We start from the raw sequence: 14843 nt of genomic DNA, 5'->3' as shown, positions 1-14843 counted from the left end.
TCGCCGCCTTCACCAGCGGCGGCCCGCCGAGGAAGATCGTGCCCTGGTTGCGCACGATGATGCTCTCGTCCGACATCGCCGGCACATAGGCGCCGCCAGCGGTGCAGGAGCCCATCACGATCGCAATCTGCGGGATGCCTTGCGAGGACATCTGGGCCTGGTTGTAGAAGATGCGGCCAAAGTGACGCTCGTCCGGAAAGATCTCGTCCTGCAGCGGCAGGAAGGCGCCGCCGGAATCGACCATGTAGACGCAGGGAAGATTGTTCTGCCGCGCCACGTCCTGCGCGCGCAGATGCTTCTTCACGGTCATGGGATAATAGGTGCCGCCCTTGATGGTGGCGTCATTAGCGACGATCACGCATTCGCGGCCCGCGATGCGCCCGACCCCGGTGACGACGCTCGCCGAATGCACGTCGCCGCCGTAAAGGCCATAGGCCGCGAGCGGCGACAGCTCCATGAACGCGGTGCCGGGATCGACCAAGAGGTCGACGCGCTCGCGCGCCAGCATCTTGCCGCGCGAGGTGTGGCGGTTGCGCGAGACCTCGCCGCCGCCGCCGGCGACCTGGCTCAGCTTTTCGCGCAGATCCGCGACGAGGGTGCGCATGGCCTCGGAATTGCGCGCAAAGTCCGATGAAGACGTATCGATGCTGGAATGGAGCGGCATGTTTATTCCAATTGCGTGAAGGTTTTAAGCCGTCTCAGCCATCAATTCGCGACCGATCAGCATGCGCCGGACCTCCGAGGTGCCGGCGCCGATCTCGTAGAGCTTTGCATCGCGCCACAGACGTCCGACCGGAAATTCGGAGGTGTAGCCGACCCCGCCCAGCGCCTGGATCGCCTCACCCGCCATCCACGTCGCCTTCTCGGCGGAATAGAGGATCGCAGCGGCGGCGTCCTTGCGCAAGCTGCGCGCGTGATCGGCGCGGTCGCAGGCACGCCCCACCGCATAGACATAGGCGCGCGTGGCCTGCCAGGTCGCATACATGTCGGCAAGCTTGCCCTGCATGAGCTGGAAGTCGCCGATCGGCTGGCCGAACTGCTTGCGCTCGTGCATGTAGGGCACCACCGCGTCCATGCAGGCCGCCATGATCCCGAGTGGCCCGCCAGAGAGGACGGTACGCTCATAGTCGAGGCCGGACATCAGCACCCTGACGCCCTCGCCGACCTTGCCGAGCACGTTCTCCTCCGGCACCTCGCATTCGTCGAAAAACAGCGGATAGGTGTTGGAGCCGCGCATGCCGAGCTTGTCCAGATGCTGGCCGTGGGTGAAGCCCTTGGCCCCCTTCTCGACCAGGAAGGCGGTCATGCCGCGCGGGCCCGCTTCCGGATCGGTCTTTGCGTAGACCACCAGCACGTCGGCATCGCCGCCATTGGTGATCCACATCTTCGAGCCGTTGAGTACGTAGCGGTCGCCGCGCTTGTCGGCGCGCAGCTTCATCGAGACGACGTCTGAGCCGGCGCCGGGCTCGGACATCGCGAGCGCGCCGACAAACTCGCCGGAGATCAGCTTTGGCAGATAGCGCTCGCGCTGCGCATCATTGCCGTTGCGGCGGATCTGGTTGACGCAGAGATTGGAGTGCGCGCCGTAGGAGAGCCCGACCGCGGCCGAGCCGCGCGAAATCTCCTCCATCGCGACGATATGGGCGAGATAGCCCATGTTGGAGCCGCCATATTGCTCCGGCGCGGTCATGCCGAGCAGGCCGAGGTCGCCGAAGCGCTTCCAGAGGTCCGCCGGGAACAGATTGGCTTTCTCGATATCGGCGGCACGCGGGGCGATCTCCGCCTCCACGAAGGCGCGCAGCGTGTCGCGCAGCATGCTGATATCTTCGCCCAGATCGAAATCGATGCTCGGGATATTCAAGGCGATTCCTCCGTGTTTTGGGGACCAAACCTAGCGGCATCGGGGCCCTTCTGCGGTCGAAAAGGTTGCATTTTCCGCCAAACTTGGCGAGGATTCTTCCAGAGGATGTCCGATGCCTTTTCAAGTCGCAACCGCGATCCCGCGCCGTGCCGTGACCCCTGCCGCCTTCGTCCGCGGCGTCGTTGCCGCTTACGAACGCTACGGCCGCGATCCGACCGAGGCGCTGAGCCGGGGTCAGGTAACGCCAGACCTTGTCAATTCTCCGGATGGGCGGGTCACGGCCGGCCAGTTCGAGGCGCTGGCCGGTCATGCCATGCGCGAACTCGACGACGAGGCGCTCGGCTGGTTCTCGCGGCGGCTGCCCTTCGGCACCTACGGCATGCTGTGCCGCGCCTCGATCACCGCCCCGACGCTGGAGGTCGCGCTCAAGCGCTGGTGCCGGCACCACCGCCTGCTGACCGAGGACGTGCTGCTCGATCTCGCCGTCGGCGAGGAGACCGCCGTGGTGTCCATCCGCGAGCTGCGTGACCTCGGGCCTTTACGCGAATTCTGCCTGGTCACCCTGCTCCGCTATGCTCTCGGCTTTTCCTGCTGGGCCGTGGATTCCAGGATCGCGCTTCGCGCCGCGGAATTTCCGCACCCCGAGCCCGGCCACGTCTCGGTCTATCCGACCATCTTTTGCCGAAACATCCGCTTCGATGCGGACCGAGCTTCCATCACCTTCGACAAGCATTATCTGTCGCTGCCGCTCACCCGTAGCGCGGCGGACCTCGACAACATGCTCAAGGGCGCGCTGCGGCTGACCGTGCTACCCTATCGGCGCGACCGGCTCCTGGTCGAGCGCGTTCGCCGCGTGCTCCGCAATGCGCGCGGACGCAGCCTCGGAGCCGAGGATGTCGCGAGCGAGCTGGCGCTCTCCACCCGCACCATGCATCGGCGCCTGCGCGATGAAGCGACCTCGCTGCGCGATCTCAAGGAAGAGGCAAAATTCGAGCTCGCCAAGCAGGAGCTGATGCGCGGTCGTAACCCGATCAAGCGGATCGCGGAGATCGCGGGCTTCCGCAACGAGAAGAGCTTTTCCCGCGCCTTCCGCACCTGGGCCGGCGCCTCACCGCGCGAGTTTCGCGGCAGGTATCGCTGACGGTATCGCTGACGCGCGGGCTGTCATGCTGTTGTAGCCTCCGAGATCCAACTCGGAGGCCGCAACATTTCGAAACCGGTCTCGATCAGTTCGAGTTGGTCTGCCCACCCGGGCGAAGCTTGGTGCGCGACTGCGTCTGCTTCGGCTGGAAGGCAAGCGCGTCGGTCGAAGTCTTCGCGCCGCCGCTCTGCGAGCACGAGCCGCCGATGCCGCCGGCCGCGGCCCGGCAGGCCTCCATCGTCGGATAGCCGCAGCCGTGTGCGGCCTGGGCGCCATTGGTGATGCAGTAGTCTTCTGCCTGGGCAGCCGGCGCGGTCATCATGAGAAACGCAGATGCAAACAGCGTCGCAGCGGATGCGACGAACGTCTTCGAGGTCGGGGTCATGTTGTCTTTTCCTGCTTCAGGGTCCCAGAAAAGAGGCCTCGGCATGCGACGCAGGCTGAGGTTCACAGCTCGCATGTAGGCCAGCGCCAGGAACCGGCAATCACGGCTCGGCGCATTGCAGAACTTCCCAAATCACATGTCACAGTTAGGTGAGTTACTTATGTTTTATCCGTCTTATCCGAACCTGTATCCCGACAAGGGGATCACTCCCGCGCCTTCGGAATATTGGATGTCGTTGTGCCCGCCACGCTTTGGCACCCGTCCCCGCCGAACTATCCTGCCGCCGCGATCTCCTGCAACGGCAGCGGCACGTCCTTCGCCACACCCAGCACCGGGAAGCTCCGGACGTTCTTCACGTTCGGCATCGCGGCGAAATGCAGGAGCTGCTGGCGCATGCTCTCGACGCTCGGCGCCACGCATTTGAGAAGATAGTCGGTGTCGCCCGAAATCCGCCAGCACTGCTGGATGCGCGGGATCGCGGCGATCGAGCTCTCGAACGCCGCCAGCACCGGCTGGGCCTGGCTGCCGAGCTGGATCGAGACGAACGACACCACCTCGTAGCCGAGCAGCCGCTCGTCGATGACGGCGCGCACCGCCCGGATCACGCCGCTACTGAACAGCGATCTCAGCCGCCTCACGCAGTTGGGCCCGGACACCCCGACGCGCAGCGCCAGCTCGTTGTTGCGAACCCGCCCGTCCTGCTGCAATTCGGAGAGTATTTTCAGATCGACGCCGTCGAGTTGGTCACGCCCCGCCATACCCCACCTCGCCATGAGCCTGTCTTGCGCGGCAGCGAAGCACGGGGCGGAATGGCTGCCAAGGGCAGGACGATAGGAGGTATCCGCATGGTTGGCCGAGCTTGTCCCGGCCATCCGCGGCTTTTCACGGGGAGGCTAAAACGTAGATGCCCGGGACCCGGCTCCATCAAGGCTTCGCCGGGCATTCGGTGTTGGGCCGGCGACGCTTCAGCGAGACGGCAAGCCCGGGCACGACGAGAGTCTCGACGCGTGGCCCGCCTTCAATGCGTCCAGGGCTCGCCGCGGCGGAACGAGAAATTGTCCGCATAGGCGACTGGACGGCGCACCGATTCCTTCGGCTCGATCACCTGATAGGCGATGCCCTTGCGCTCGCAATAGGCGACCGCCTCTTCCTTGCTGTGGAAGTGCAGCGTGATCTGCTGCTTCATGTCGCCGGACGAGGTCCAGCCCATCAGCGGCTCGACCGCGCGCGGCTGCTCGGGCTCGTAGTCGAGCTGCCATTCCTTGGTCTTCGACCGGCCGGATTGCATCGCGTTCTTGGCGGGCTTGAAAATGCGTGCGGTCATGGATGATCCGGGCCTCTTGTTCGTCTTTTCGTCCGATTTCGATGCGTCACGGTAGCAGTTGGTGGAAACCGCGGGCATAGTATAGAGACACCTTTTGGGAACTGATCGGTGATTCCGGCCCCCGGGATGGCTCGCCGATGGGTATAATCATTATGCTGCATCGTGACAATTGCGTACCCGCCTTCCGCGCCGGGGTCTCGCCCGGCGCCCCTGCTTCGTTGACATCTCCCTGTCCGTCCCCTCCGAAAGCTCCCGTCGCATGTCCTTCCTGAACATCAACGCCACGCTCCCCGAGAAGGGCCGTGACCTCAGGCTCGACCTGTTTCGCGGCATTGCGAACTGGGCGATCTTCCTCGACCATATCCCCGACAACGTGGTGAACTGGATCACCACCCGCAATTACGGCTTTTCCGACGCTGCCGATCTGTTCGTCTTCATCTCCGGCTACACCGCATCCTTCGTGTATGCGCGGATGATGCTCGAGCGCGGCTTCCTGGTCGGCGCCACCAGGCTGACCAAGCGGGTCTGGCAGCTCTACGTCGCTCACATCATCCTGTTCGTGATCTACATCGCCTCGATCAGTTATCTGGCGCTGCGCTTCGGCGATTCAGAGATGATCAACGAGTTCAACGTCGCCGGCCTGGTCGACAACGCCACCGAGACGCTGCGCCAGGGCCTGTTCCTGCGCTTCAAGCCACTCAATCTCGACGTGCTGCCACTCTACATCGTGCTGATGGGACTGTTTCCGCCGGTGCTCTGGTTCATGCTGCGCAAGCCAGACCTCACCATGGCGCTCTCAATCGTGCTGTGGCTCGCCGCCCGGCATTTCGGCCTGAACCTGACCGCCTATCCGGCCGGCCAGTGGTACTTCAACCCGTATGCCTGGCAGGTGCTATTCGTATTCGGCGCCTGGTGCGCCATGGGTGGCGCGCGGCGCTCGATGACGCTGATCAACGCGCCGGTCACCCTGTGGCTCTGTCTCGGTTACATGCTGTTCGCGCTGGTCATGACCATGGCTGGTCGTTTCCCGACCCTCGGCGGCATGTTCCCGGAATGGCTGTTCTCGGCATTCAACCCGAACGACAAGACCAACCTCGCGCCCTACCGCTTCATCCACTTCGTCGTGATCGTGATCCTGGTGATCCGCTTCGTGCCGAAGGACTGGCCGGGCCTGGAATGGAAAGGGTTCGACCCCATCATCGTGTGCGGCCAGCAGTCGCTCGCCGTGTTCTGCGTCGGCGTGTTCCTGTCCTTCGTCGGTCATTTCGAGCTGTCGATGAGCTCGGGCTCGCTGTTCGCGCAGATCTTCGTCAGCGTCGCCGGCATCGCGATCATGACGACGGTGGCCTATTACATCTCCTGGTCGAAAAAGCAGGACAAGCCGCTGAAGCCGCCGCCGCCCAAGCCTGCGGCCGCAAAGGCCGCTTGAAGGGCAGCAGCGATACCGCGCCGGACGACAGCGACGCCGCTTCAGGCCGCCGCTTCGCTATCGTACTCGGTGAATTTCTTGTAGATCCAGTCGCGGCCGTCGTGGCGGCGCCAGACCTTGCCGTAAACGAGCTGCCCGTTGATCGAGCGGCGCGGCACGAGCACGGTCCAGAGGTGCCAGATCTCGGTCCAGCTCGCCTGCGGACCGGTGGTTCGGACGTTGCGATCGAAAGACATGATGCAGAACTCACAGGATACGAGCACTGCGACGAACTGTGATGTCGTGTGAGCACGAATTCAGGCAACCCATCGCGAGCCGGACCGATCTGATAACAGCCGCGAAGGCGGCCGCAACAACCGCTCGCCCTTAACCTAACCGGTCAACCTTACTTCCTGTGAGCGCGTGGCAAGACCGGTTGAAAGCGCTCGCCGATTTTCCTAGACTGTGTGCGATTTGAGAATGAGCGCGTCGTTTTGAGGACGCGCGGTGATTTCCAGGCTGACGCGAATTTTTGAAAACGATTGATGGGCGGGGGCCACCACGATGAATTTGCAATGTGCATGTCTGCGCTTGGCGCTGCATTCGACGCCGCCTGCTCTGCCCGCCAAGACGCCGGAGCAAGAGCCGCGGAAGGTCGCCAACGACAATCAGCTGGCCTGGCCGTTCCTGCCGTTTCCGTTCGGCTGGTACGCGACGAACTGATGGTTGGAAAAGCGTAACGCCGCGCAAGCGGAATATCATCGCTTGGCGGCGTCCGTTAGGCATTGGGCGCTGAAATCCCCCAACACCTATATGTCTAGGGCGACGCCTAAAGGTTCGACAAAGTTTTACGATTTCCGCGCCGTCCGACCCGCCCAATGCCTTGAAAAATCGCGCGGAAGTCGCGTTGCGCAGGGAATGAGCGCCGAGGGTTTAGGAAGGCTTTGGCAGCTCCGGCATCTGCATCGAACGCGGCTGGTCGGCTTGGCCTGGATCGCCGCGCTCGGCTGGAAACCGCGCTCGCCTGGATCGCCTGGCGCCTCGCCGAATGGCTGTTGTTCTCTGGTGCCGTTCCGACCCACCTCCGGACTGGTCGGGGCAGCTGGATTCGAACCAACGACCTGCAGTACCCAAAACTGCCGCGCTACCAGGCTGCGCTATACCCCGAATGTCCGGCGAGCCCCGTCGATACACGCTTCCCAAAGCGCCAGCAAGCCTTCCAAAGGCGCCAGCAAGCTTCCCAAAAGACCGTCAGGACGGGGGCAATGGCCCTGCCAATAGCCCCTTGCCCGCCTACTTGCTGCCGAACAGCGGGTGGCCGACGCGGTCGCCGGCGCGGATACCATATTTTTGCGCCGTCCCCGCCACCACCTCCAGAACGGCCCGCGCGGGCCCCCTGGATGAGATGATCTTTGTCGACATCGGCTCGGTATTTTCGGCGATGCGCAGGATGCGGCCGTCGGCGCGAATGAAGATCATGTCGAGCGAGACGTAGGTGTTCTTCATCCACATCGACACCTCCTGCTCAGGATTGAAGTCGAACAGCATGCCTTTGCCGTCCGCCAGGTCCTTGCGGTACATCAGGCCGGTCTGCTTCTCCTCCTCGGTGGTCGCGATCTCGACCGAGAACACCTGCACGCCGTTCCTGGTGACGATCTCGACCGGCTGCAAGCTGGCGGCGCGGACGGGTGCGCTCCCGACGGCACAGCCGGCGATGACGAGGATGGCGGCAAGCCAGCCCTTCGCAACGGCGAAGACGGCCTTTCGATCGAAATTCATGGATGGCTCTCGAGGCGTGGGACTGGACCAGTCCTTACGTGTCGGTCGCCGGAAAAGCCAGAGGCGCGCCGGCCAGCCAGCGCGCCTCTGCTCACGATCGCGGGAATGGAATTAGTGGGACGAAACCGGCGATCCCGTCTCGGGATGGATCTCGGCCGCCATCATGCCCTTGGAGCCGGGTCCGAAGCGGACTAGGACATACTGGCCGGGCCGCAACTCGGTCATGCCGAAGCGGCGCAGCGTCTCCATGTGCACGAAGATGTCGGGCGTGCCCTCGCCGCAGGTCAGGAAGCCGAAACCGCGCAGCCGGTTGAACCATTTGACCTGAGCCCGTTCCAGCCCGCTGGTCGCGGTCACCGTGACATGGGTGCGCGGCGGCAGCATCTGCGCCGGATGGATCGCCGTGGATTCGTCCATCGAGACCACACGGAACGCCTGGTAGCCCTTGGCGCGCTGAATGCACTCGACGACGATGCGGGCGCCCTCGTAGGCGGTCTGGAAGCCGTCGCGCCTAAGCACGGTAACGTGCAGGAGCACGTCGGGCCAGCCATTGTCGGGAACGATGAAGCCGTAGCCCTTTGAGGCGTCGAACCATTTGATGACGCCGTGAACCTCGACGAGGTTGGCGCTGCTCTCACCAAGTCCGGTGAACGGACTGAGTGCGCTGTCGCGACCGCCACCGCCGTGTTCGCCCACCGCGGGAACTCCGACCTTCTTGGACTCAAATCCGTCCGACGACCCCATAACCCCGGACCCCACACATGCCATGCAACCCGCCTGAATGGCGGCGCCGAATCACGCGTCTTTAGAGAATCTTCTCAACTCGACGCGACGCGAATCTTTCGACTCAAAAGATAACACTCCCGGTTGCGACGCATAGACAAAAAAGAGATTCGGCGGAACCTATGAACAGCTTGCACAGCCGCGAATCAAATTGCCTCAATTACCAACAAAGGGCCCGAGCGTTTCGCCGATGTCGTGGCGGATCACGAGGTCGGCGATGTCGTCCTGCTCGGTGGGCTCGCGATTGACGATCACCAGACGTGCGCCTGATCTCTTCGCCATCATCGGAAAGCCCGCGGCCGGCCATACCACCAGCGAGGAACCGATCGCGATGAAGAGGTCGCAGGCTTGCGACAGCGCGGTCGCGCGCTGCATTTCGTCCTCAGGCATCATCTGGCCGAAGGAGATCGTGGCGGTCTTCACCGGCTCGTCGCACACGGTACAGTTGGGCGCGGCGCCCTCCTCGTCGAAGCGGCGCTTGACCCAATCAAGCGGATAGGCCTGACCGCATCCGATGCAGCGCGCATACGTGGTGTTGCCGTGAAGTTCGATCACGTGGTCGCTCGCGACGCCTGAGGCCTGGTGCAGATTGTCGATGTTCTGGGTGATGATCGCGGGAACCTTGCCGGCACGGTAGAGCGAGGCGAGCGCGCGATGGCCGCGGCCGGGCCTGGCCGCCGCAAAGACCTCCTCCATCGCGAAGCGCCGGCGCCAGGATTCGTCGCGCGCCTCCTGGCTGGCGACGAACTCGTCGAATGGGATCGGGCGGTTGCGCGTCCAAATTCCGCCCGGCGAGCGGAAGTCGGGGATGCCGCACTCGGTCGAGATGCCGGCGCCGGTGAACGGCACGATCCGTTTGGCTTCGGCGATCATGTCGCCGAGACGCTCGACGCCGCTGCGAAGATCCGATGCAATCAACGCGGCCTCCCGTTTTGCTTTGCCGATTGGCTTGGCCGATCGGTTTTGCCGATTTGTTTTTGCGCTAGCTGCAACATGCGCAAGCGACAAGATTGTTGACGCGGTTATCCACCGCGGCGCACGACGTGGTCGGCAATTTTTTCCGCCCCTCGCTTATCACAATCCTGCAATGCCTCCTCCCCATTGACGCCCCAATCAGAAGCGCCAATGCATGTGTTGACGCGACTCAACGTGATTGCGGCGGCAGTGCTTGAGTTCAGTAGGACACATGCTCACGTGCAGAGGGGATTTGAAATGACCGAGGACGAACAACGTAAAATCCGCGAACGCGAAGAGATCGCCGCCCGTGTCGCCGCCTTCCGTGCCACCCAGGAAAAATTCAAGCGCGAGCGTGACGAGTATTTCGTGTCGACGCTCGACAACGCGCGCAAGGTGGAGCGGCCCTCGCTCTGGCCGTAACGACACCACATCACCGAGCATGAAAAAAGCCCGGAGCGTTGCTCCGGGCTTTTCATTTGGTCAGCCGTTACCAGTGACGGTAATAATGGTGGCGGCGGTAGTACGGTCCATCGCCGTAGTAGGCGTACGGACCGGGGCCGTAAGCATAAGCGGGGCGGCCATAGTAGCCGTACCCCGGGCCGTAGCCGTAGCCGTAAGGATGGGACGCGGCGACGGCGCCCGCGGTGATGGCGCCGGCAGCGAGGCCGAATGCGAGACCCGGACCGATGCCGCGGCCGCGCGCCTCGGCAGGCGCAGGCGCCGCGACCGCGGTCACGCCGACGGCCGCAACGGTAGCCAGAACTGCCAGTGTCTTTCTCATCATCAATCTCCTCCTTCGTATCTCGCATAGACAACGCCGGCGCGGTGCGATGGTTGCGTGCAAGGCTGTGGAACCGGGCTGGGATTAAATCCGCCACGCATGGAACAGGCGCGCGTTCCGCGAATTGCTTGTTCAAGTGCGGACGCCTCCGCCATCCGGTTGAGGCAACAGCACGAAGACCCCGTCAGCATCACCAATGCTGGCGGGGTTTTCAGTTTCACGGACGGCAAATTGGCAACGCAGCACAATTGCTGCCAGCGGGGAGCGTCCAGGAGGATAAAGTGCCGATATCCAGATTGCTGGCCCGTATCCGCAGGCTGGTTCCCAGATCCGGCGATCAGCATTACGACGAGATCGTCCGCAGTTTCGGCGTCGGCACGCTGCGCCCGCCGCCGACGCCGATGAGCGACGGCGAGTTGGCGCGGGCCATTGCCGAGTTCCTTAAGGAACAGCCGTCGAGCGAGTCCGTAGGCGCCCTCGGCCGGCGGCTCGACCCCAGCACCCCGCTTTGAGGCGCCAGTCCGTCTTGTCCGGGAACAGGCGCTTCGCGCGCACGTTGCCGTAACTTCAAGGAGAAAAGAGGCCGACATGCCCGTTTGGCTCGAAGTCCTGCTCAACCTGTCCGGTTATGCCGGTTTCGTGGCGCTCGCCTCACATGGCACCGCGTGCCCAGGGAATTGCGCCGACCATCAGATCTCCGGCGACGACCGTTAATTCGTGTGAGGTGGCTGGCCCGCCGTGCGCATCAGCCTGTCGGCCTTGACCGCGACACGCGTGTCCTCGAGCTGTGGCCGCAGCGAGAAGCTGATCACCACGAACGCCAGACAAAAGAGCGTGCCGACGATGGCGACGCGCCGGTAGGTGTGGCGGTCGCCCTGATAAAAGCTCGGTTGTGAAAAAGGTGTCATGAATTCGTTCTTGGCAAAATTGCTCGTTGGCCAAAGTCGCTTGTTGGCAAAGTCGTTTCCAGACGTCGCCAGACACACCTATCCCAAGCAGCGGCAAGCGCAACGCGATTGGGCTTTTAACCTAACCGAACAGGGTTATCGGCTTCGCGGCAATCTTCCGTTAGGAATTGGCCAAGCGTCTCCAGAACTTGGCGAGCCGCCTCAAGCTCTCGCGAAAGCCGCGGCTGCGGAGCTTGTGGCGATCCGCCGTCCGGCTTTGTTCCAGCTTCACCTGCCTTTCGTTCTCGAAGAACGAATCGGAATCGCAGAAATCGGCGCGAAGCAGGTCTTAACACTTCGTTTGTACGCAAACGGTGGCATCATCGCCAACGATCGCGCGCTCACATCGCGTCTTCGGATTTCGATCGCGGTGGCACCTGCGGCACCGACGGCCTGCCTTTGCGCAAGCGCGGGTGCCGGTCATACCAAAACACTTTTGCGATCTCGGCAAACATCTCGAGAAACCAGCACGCATCCATGTCGCGTCTCCCTCGCCTCATCTCGTAGCGAGGAGACGCCAACGGGACTGTGCCAAGCATCACGCCGGCTTGGTCAGGAAGGGCATGTCCCGCATCGACACAGAAGCCACGGCTTGTTCTGCATCCGACTCTATTTCGTTCGCAAGGAACGAATCGGAGTCGAGGAATCAGCGCAAAACGATCCCTAACGATCGGTGAAGGCAGGCGCGATTGGCCTGTTATCATCGACGTAGTGCGACGCTCATCACGCCGCGCGCTTCACCGTCTCCTTCCCCGACAGATCCTTCTCCGAAAAGCATTCGAGGATCTGGATGCGGAGTTCTTCCGCGGCCGGACCTTCGAGCTTCCTGAGCTGATTCCAGAGCCTGATCACTTCGCGTTGTTTCTCGACAGTCATGGGCACCTCCAACCAAATGGTCGCCGCCAAAAGAGATACTTCACTAGAACAAACTAAGAACAAAAAGTCCAGCCTTTCCCCGCGAAATTCGCGGGGTCCATCGTCTCGAGCCTTTCTGAGCCTTCCGCGCGTCGGCGCGGTTGCTTTTTGGTTTTTCAACCTTAAGTTCGAGAACGCGGCCGGCGGCGCGGCGCTGAAATCCCATCGCGGCCAGCCAGGAAGGCCCCGTGCGAAAGCGCGGGGTTTTTCTTTTGGGGAACGCGCCATGGCCCTCCCCGTTAGTCATTCCGGAGCGAGGGACCGTGACCAGAAAATACTACGCCGTCGAGGTGGTGCGTCAGATCGAGGAGACCGTGGAAATCATGGTCGAGGCGCCGGATCAGACCGCCGCACATGATGCAGCGCTCGCGCACCTGAAGGCGCGCGGCTCCGAGTATCAGTGGCTCAATCCCAAATGCGATCTCGTCGTCTGGCGCGAGCGCCAGGTCGATACGCCGGCGATCGTCGACGTCTCCGTGTCGGCGGAGTAGCCGCCGGAACGAATTTTTTCGTCTCGCGTTGTCAAGCCGAACTCAGTGGTGCTGGCGGCATGTCGCGACGCGGCCGACCAGCTTGAAGAGCCCCGGTCCCTAAGCCCGGGGTTTTTCTTTTAGGCGGCCGCCATCCAAGCGGTGGCCGAACAGCAAAGCAGCCACCCGGGCGTTACGCCGGGTGGCTGCTTTGAGAACTGTCGACGCTCGCGCCTGTCCGCCTCTTAGACCAGCAAAGTCAGACCGGCAGATTGTCGGTCATCCCGGGCGGGACTTCGCTTTGCTTGGTCCGCTCGGCGAGAAGCTCCTTTTCGGCCTCGTACCAGAAGGTGTCCATCGTGCCCGCGGGCTCGCCGGCCTCCTTCCAGAGGTGATAGGCGCGGTTTCGAATCTCTACTTCACTGAGACCAGTCATGTGATTTCTCCCTTTCGGAAGCAAAGCCTGACGACGCCCGAGAGTTCCCTAAGAGAGTTCCTTATTGGTTCAGCACAAGCAAGCGGTCATTGCAGCACTCCGCGGCAGCACTCCGCGAAAAAGAGGGTCCACAACGAAAACGCGAGCCCTTGGCGAGCCCTTAGACGGAGTCCTTGGCCACCTTCAGCGGCGAGGCCTTCACCGACTTGCTCGCCGGCTTCGCGGCGAACTGCATCGGCTCCTTGGTGAAGGGATTGACGCCCATGCGGGCTTCGGTCGCCGGCTTGTTCACAACCGACATCTTGACGAAGCCGGGAATGACGAACTCGCCGGACTCGTTGAGCTCCTTGTAGCCGACGGTTGCCATGTACTCGATGACCGACTTCACGTCGTTCTTCGACAGCTGCGTACCCTCGGCAATTGCATCGATCAACTGAGTCTTGGTCATCTTCGCCATGTCTGAATTTCCTTCTGTGCGCGCGAGCAGGCTTTGCTCAGGACGCGGTCCAACCGCGCAACGCGCTTCTGATTCATGCCAACTTTCATGAAGTGACGGGGCTTAGAACCCATCGACGCCCAAAACGCAAGCAGGGGGTTCTGGGGGAGCCCGGACGCCCCGGCAAAGATGCCGCAGCTTGCGCCGTTTCCGCGTTGAACCATTTTCTTCCTGAGGCGTCTAACTCTTTGAAGTCCCCAAGCTTCACCCCCATCAGAGAGCCCCGCTTCCCCCAGGCGGGGCTTTCGCCTTTTCCGGGGGACCCGGCCGCGCAATGCCGATCAGGCTGGCCCCCAGGTCTGCGCCTGGGGCCCCGCGGGTGACCGTCACAAGGCAGGTTCTCTTTTCCGGTCATCTCCTGCATAATGCGGCATGGCAAAAACAAAAGTGACCTTCAAAACCGTCCGCATTGCAGACAACGACTGGAAAATCCTGGCGGATTACCCGGACAGCGAACAGCGCGAAATCAAGGGCTTCACCAGCAAGGCAGATGCCGACGACTGGATCAACGGCGACCGCAAGATCGCGTGGCTCCGCTCCCAGGGATACGCCAAGTAAAGCGCGCATAAAGTCAGGCGCGCATCGTGTGACGCCCTTAGGGGTATAGGCGCGCTTCGTCCCTCCCCGTTCCAGATGTTCTTTCCGTGCCGGCGCATTGCCGAGCAGGCGGCAATGCCCGCTTGTCTATCGCCTCGCGGGGGGCGCCTGCTCGAGAAACCTGTGGCCGGGCATGCGCCGTTGAGACTTCGGTAACCTAACGCCTCCAAGCTCCTCTCAGTATCGTTGCGTTGGAGTAACTCAAAGTGCTGGATTTTAACGAGCTGCGTGAACTCGCGGCCGATGTTCGCGTGTTCGTCGAAATTGCCGAAGACAAGGCCGAAGCGCTTCGCGCCGTCATCACCGCCTATGACGTGGTGCTCGCGATCTTCCCGTCCGGAGAGGGCATGGGCCTCCACGTCATCAAGGGCGGCGAGATCCTGGACCAGATTGCAAAATCACGAACCAATGCGAGCTACAGCCACACGGCCATCGCGGTTCCCGACCTGGAGCATGCGGAAGTGCTCAAGCACCTGACGGGCCCGGCCGACCAGCGCATTGCGGCTTAGAGCGTTTTCAAAGGAAGTCGATAGCGGTTCGCGCGCAGACGAGAATTTTTGCAC

At 62.6% G+C, this 14843-nt stretch carries 24 protein-coding genes and 1 tRNA gene; 10 read left to right on the top strand and 15 right to left on the bottom strand.

Annotated elements, in window-relative coordinates; translation table 11 throughout:
• Together IVB47_RS13265 and IVB47_RS13260 are read right to left on the bottom strand one after the other, a co-directional pair.
• A partial coding sequence (locus tag IVB47_RS13265) for a carboxyl transferase domain-containing protein (RefSeq protein WP_276576870.1) occupies nucleotides 1–664 on the bottom strand: 664 nt, incomplete at its 3' end.
• Between the two features lie 24 nt (nucleotides 665–688).
• The gene (locus tag IVB47_RS13260; protein ID WP_027569937.1) at nucleotides 689–1861 is read right to left on the bottom strand and encodes an isovaleryl-CoA dehydrogenase; all 1173 of its coding nucleotides are present in this window, start codon (nucleotides 1859–1861) and stop codon (nucleotides 689–691) included.
• Nucleotides 1862–1973: 112 nt separating this feature from the next.
• Between IVB47_RS13260 and IVB47_RS13255 the strand changes: the two genes are divergently transcribed.
• On the top strand, nucleotides 1974–3002 hold the full coding sequence (locus IVB47_RS13255; RefSeq protein ID WP_247462047.1) for an AraC family transcriptional regulator: 1029 nt from the start codon (nucleotides 1974–1976) through the stop codon (nucleotides 3000–3002).
• A gap of 85 nt (nucleotides 3003–3087) precedes the next feature.
• Here IVB47_RS13255 and IVB47_RS13250 read toward each other — a convergent pair whose 3' ends face one another.
• The 3 genes from IVB47_RS13250 to IVB47_RS13240 form a co-directional block, all read right to left on the bottom strand.
• Nucleotides 3088–3387, bottom strand: coding sequence for a DUF3551 domain-containing protein (locus IVB47_RS13250; RefSeq protein WP_027569935.1), 300 nt, complete (start codon nucleotides 3385–3387; stop codon nucleotides 3088–3090).
• A 272-nt stretch (nucleotides 3388–3659) separates the two neighbouring features.
• Nucleotides 3660–4145, bottom strand: a complete 486-nt coding sequence (locus IVB47_RS13245) for an Lrp/AsnC family transcriptional regulator (RefSeq protein ID WP_247463149.1) — start codon at nucleotides 4143–4145, stop codon at nucleotides 3660–3662.
• A gap of 260 nt (nucleotides 4146–4405) precedes the next feature.
• Entirely contained in the window at nucleotides 4406–4711 is a 306-nt protein-coding gene (locus tag IVB47_RS13240) for an ETC complex I subunit (protein ID WP_007591346.1), read from the bottom strand.
• 259 nt (nucleotides 4712–4970) lie between these two features.
• Here IVB47_RS13240 and IVB47_RS13235 point away from each other — a divergent pair, with 259 nt between their 5' ends.
• On the top strand, nucleotides 4971–6140 hold the full coding sequence (locus IVB47_RS13235) for an OpgC domain-containing protein (RefSeq protein ID WP_027569934.1): 1170 nt from the start codon (nucleotides 4971–4973) through the stop codon (nucleotides 6138–6140).
• A gap of 41 nt (nucleotides 6141–6181) precedes the next feature.
• Here IVB47_RS13235 and IVB47_RS13230 read toward each other — a convergent pair whose 3' ends face one another.
• Nucleotides 6182–6376, bottom strand: coding sequence for a hypothetical protein (locus IVB47_RS13230; RefSeq protein ID WP_027569933.1), 195 nt, complete (start codon nucleotides 6374–6376; stop codon nucleotides 6182–6184).
• A 334-nt stretch (nucleotides 6377–6710) separates the two neighbouring features.
• On the opposite strand from IVB47_RS13230, the gene IVB47_RS35415 reads away from it, so the two are divergent.
• A complete protein-coding gene (locus IVB47_RS35415; protein ID WP_256374433.1) occupies nucleotides 6711–6842 on the top strand; it encodes a hypothetical protein in 132 nt (43 codons plus the stop codon).
• 367 nt (nucleotides 6843–7209) lie between these two features.
• Here the strand turns inward: IVB47_RS35415 and IVB47_RS13225 are convergent.
• The 4 genes from IVB47_RS13225 to IVB47_RS13210 form a co-directional block, all read right to left on the bottom strand.
• Nucleotides 7210–7286: transfer RNA gene (locus tag IVB47_RS13225), tRNA-Pro, on the bottom strand.
• Between the two features lie 126 nt (nucleotides 7287–7412).
• Nucleotides 7413–7898 (bottom strand): DUF192 domain-containing protein, encoded by a 486-nt coding sequence (locus IVB47_RS13220; protein WP_247462045.1) that lies wholly within the window; start codon nucleotides 7896–7898, stop codon nucleotides 7413–7415.
• A 111-nt stretch (nucleotides 7899–8009) separates the two neighbouring features.
• Nucleotides 8010–8642, bottom strand: a complete 633-nt coding sequence (locus IVB47_RS13215; RefSeq protein WP_018457757.1) for a cold-shock protein — start codon at nucleotides 8640–8642, stop codon at nucleotides 8010–8012.
• A gap of 195 nt (nucleotides 8643–8837) precedes the next feature.
• A complete protein-coding gene (locus tag IVB47_RS13210) occupies nucleotides 8838–9599 on the bottom strand; it encodes an NAD-dependent protein deacetylase (RefSeq protein ID WP_247462043.1) in 762 nt (253 codons plus the stop codon).
• Between the two features lie 294 nt (nucleotides 9600–9893).
• Here IVB47_RS13210 and IVB47_RS13205 point away from each other — a divergent pair, with 294 nt between their 5' ends.
• Nucleotides 9894–10058 (top strand): hypothetical protein, encoded by a 165-nt coding sequence (locus IVB47_RS13205; RefSeq protein ID WP_007610153.1) that lies wholly within the window; start codon nucleotides 9894–9896, stop codon nucleotides 10056–10058.
• Between the two features lie 67 nt (nucleotides 10059–10125).
• Here the strand turns inward: IVB47_RS13205 and IVB47_RS13200 are convergent, their stop codons facing one another.
• Complete coding sequence (locus IVB47_RS13200; protein ID WP_035975008.1) at nucleotides 10126–10419, bottom strand: hypothetical protein; 294 nt, start codon at nucleotides 10417–10419, stop codon at nucleotides 10126–10128.
• 281 nt (nucleotides 10420–10700) lie between these two features.
• Here IVB47_RS13200 and IVB47_RS13195 point away from each other — a divergent pair, with 281 nt between their 5' ends.
• Both IVB47_RS13195 and IVB47_RS35410 read left to right on the top strand, forming a co-directional pair.
• Nucleotides 10701–10931 carry a hypothetical protein gene (locus IVB47_RS13195; protein ID WP_247462041.1) on the top strand — a complete coding sequence of 77 codons (231 nt, stop codon included), beginning with the start codon at nucleotides 10701–10703 and terminating at the stop codon, nucleotides 10929–10931.
• Between the two features lie 76 nt (nucleotides 10932–11007).
• A complete protein-coding gene (locus tag IVB47_RS35410) occupies nucleotides 11008–11133 on the top strand; it encodes a hypothetical protein (RefSeq protein ID WP_106943514.1) in 126 nt (41 codons plus the stop codon).
• Here IVB47_RS35410 and IVB47_RS13190 read toward each other — a convergent pair.
• Complete coding sequence (locus IVB47_RS13190; RefSeq protein WP_247462039.1) at nucleotides 11130–11327, bottom strand: hypothetical protein; 198 nt, start codon at nucleotides 11325–11327, stop codon at nucleotides 11130–11132. The two genes, IVB47_RS35410 and IVB47_RS13190, sit on opposite strands and share 4 nt — an antisense overlap.
• Here IVB47_RS13190 and IVB47_RS13185 point away from each other — a divergent pair.
• Complete coding sequence (locus tag IVB47_RS13185; protein WP_247462038.1) at nucleotides 11326–12033, top strand: hypothetical protein; 708 nt, start codon at nucleotides 11326–11328, stop codon at nucleotides 12031–12033. The two genes, IVB47_RS13190 and IVB47_RS13185, sit on opposite strands and share 2 nt — an antisense overlap.
• A 56-nt stretch (nucleotides 12034–12089) precedes the next feature.
• Here the strand turns inward: IVB47_RS13185 and IVB47_RS13180 are convergent, their stop codons facing one another.
• Nucleotides 12090–12242 carry a hypothetical protein gene (locus IVB47_RS13180; RefSeq protein WP_197031199.1) on the bottom strand — a complete coding sequence of 51 codons (153 nt, stop codon included), beginning with the start codon at nucleotides 12240–12242 and terminating at the stop codon, nucleotides 12090–12092.
• A gap of 302 nt (nucleotides 12243–12544) precedes the next feature.
• On the opposite strand from IVB47_RS13180, the gene IVB47_RS13175 reads away from it, so the two are divergent.
• Nucleotides 12545–12772, top strand: coding sequence for a hypothetical protein (locus IVB47_RS13175; protein WP_247286144.1), 228 nt, complete (start codon nucleotides 12545–12547; stop codon nucleotides 12770–12772).
• A gap of 238 nt (nucleotides 12773–13010) precedes the next feature.
• On the opposite strand, the gene IVB47_RS13170 is transcribed toward IVB47_RS13175, so the two are convergent.
• Both IVB47_RS13170 and IVB47_RS13165 read right to left on the bottom strand, forming a co-directional pair.
• The gene (locus tag IVB47_RS13170) at nucleotides 13011–13187 is read right to left on the bottom strand and encodes a DUF2934 domain-containing protein (protein WP_084462276.1); all 177 of its coding nucleotides are present in this window, start codon (nucleotides 13185–13187) and stop codon (nucleotides 13011–13013) included.
• Nucleotides 13188–13347: 160 nt separating this feature from the next.
• Nucleotides 13348–13644, bottom strand: coding sequence for an HU family DNA-binding protein (locus IVB47_RS13165; RefSeq protein WP_007591377.1), 297 nt, complete (start codon nucleotides 13642–13644; stop codon nucleotides 13348–13350).
• A gap of 411 nt (nucleotides 13645–14055) precedes the next feature.
• Here IVB47_RS13165 and IVB47_RS13160 point away from each other — a divergent pair, with 411 nt between their 5' ends.
• On the top strand, nucleotides 14056–14241 hold the full coding sequence (locus IVB47_RS13160) for a hypothetical protein (RefSeq protein ID WP_007591378.1): 186 nt from the start codon (nucleotides 14056–14058) through the stop codon (nucleotides 14239–14241).
• 245 nt (nucleotides 14242–14486) lie between these two features.
• Nucleotides 14487–14789, top strand: coding sequence for a hypothetical protein (locus IVB47_RS13155; RefSeq protein ID WP_247286145.1), 303 nt, complete (start codon nucleotides 14487–14489; stop codon nucleotides 14787–14789).
• Nucleotides 14790–14843: the final 54 nt, after the last annotated feature.

It is taken from the genome of Bradyrhizobium sp. 62 (assembly GCF_023073035.1).
Taxonomy (GTDB): domain Bacteria; phylum Pseudomonadota; class Alphaproteobacteria; order Rhizobiales; family Xanthobacteraceae; genus Bradyrhizobium.
This window is presented reverse-complemented; position numbering and strand designations above follow the sequence as displayed.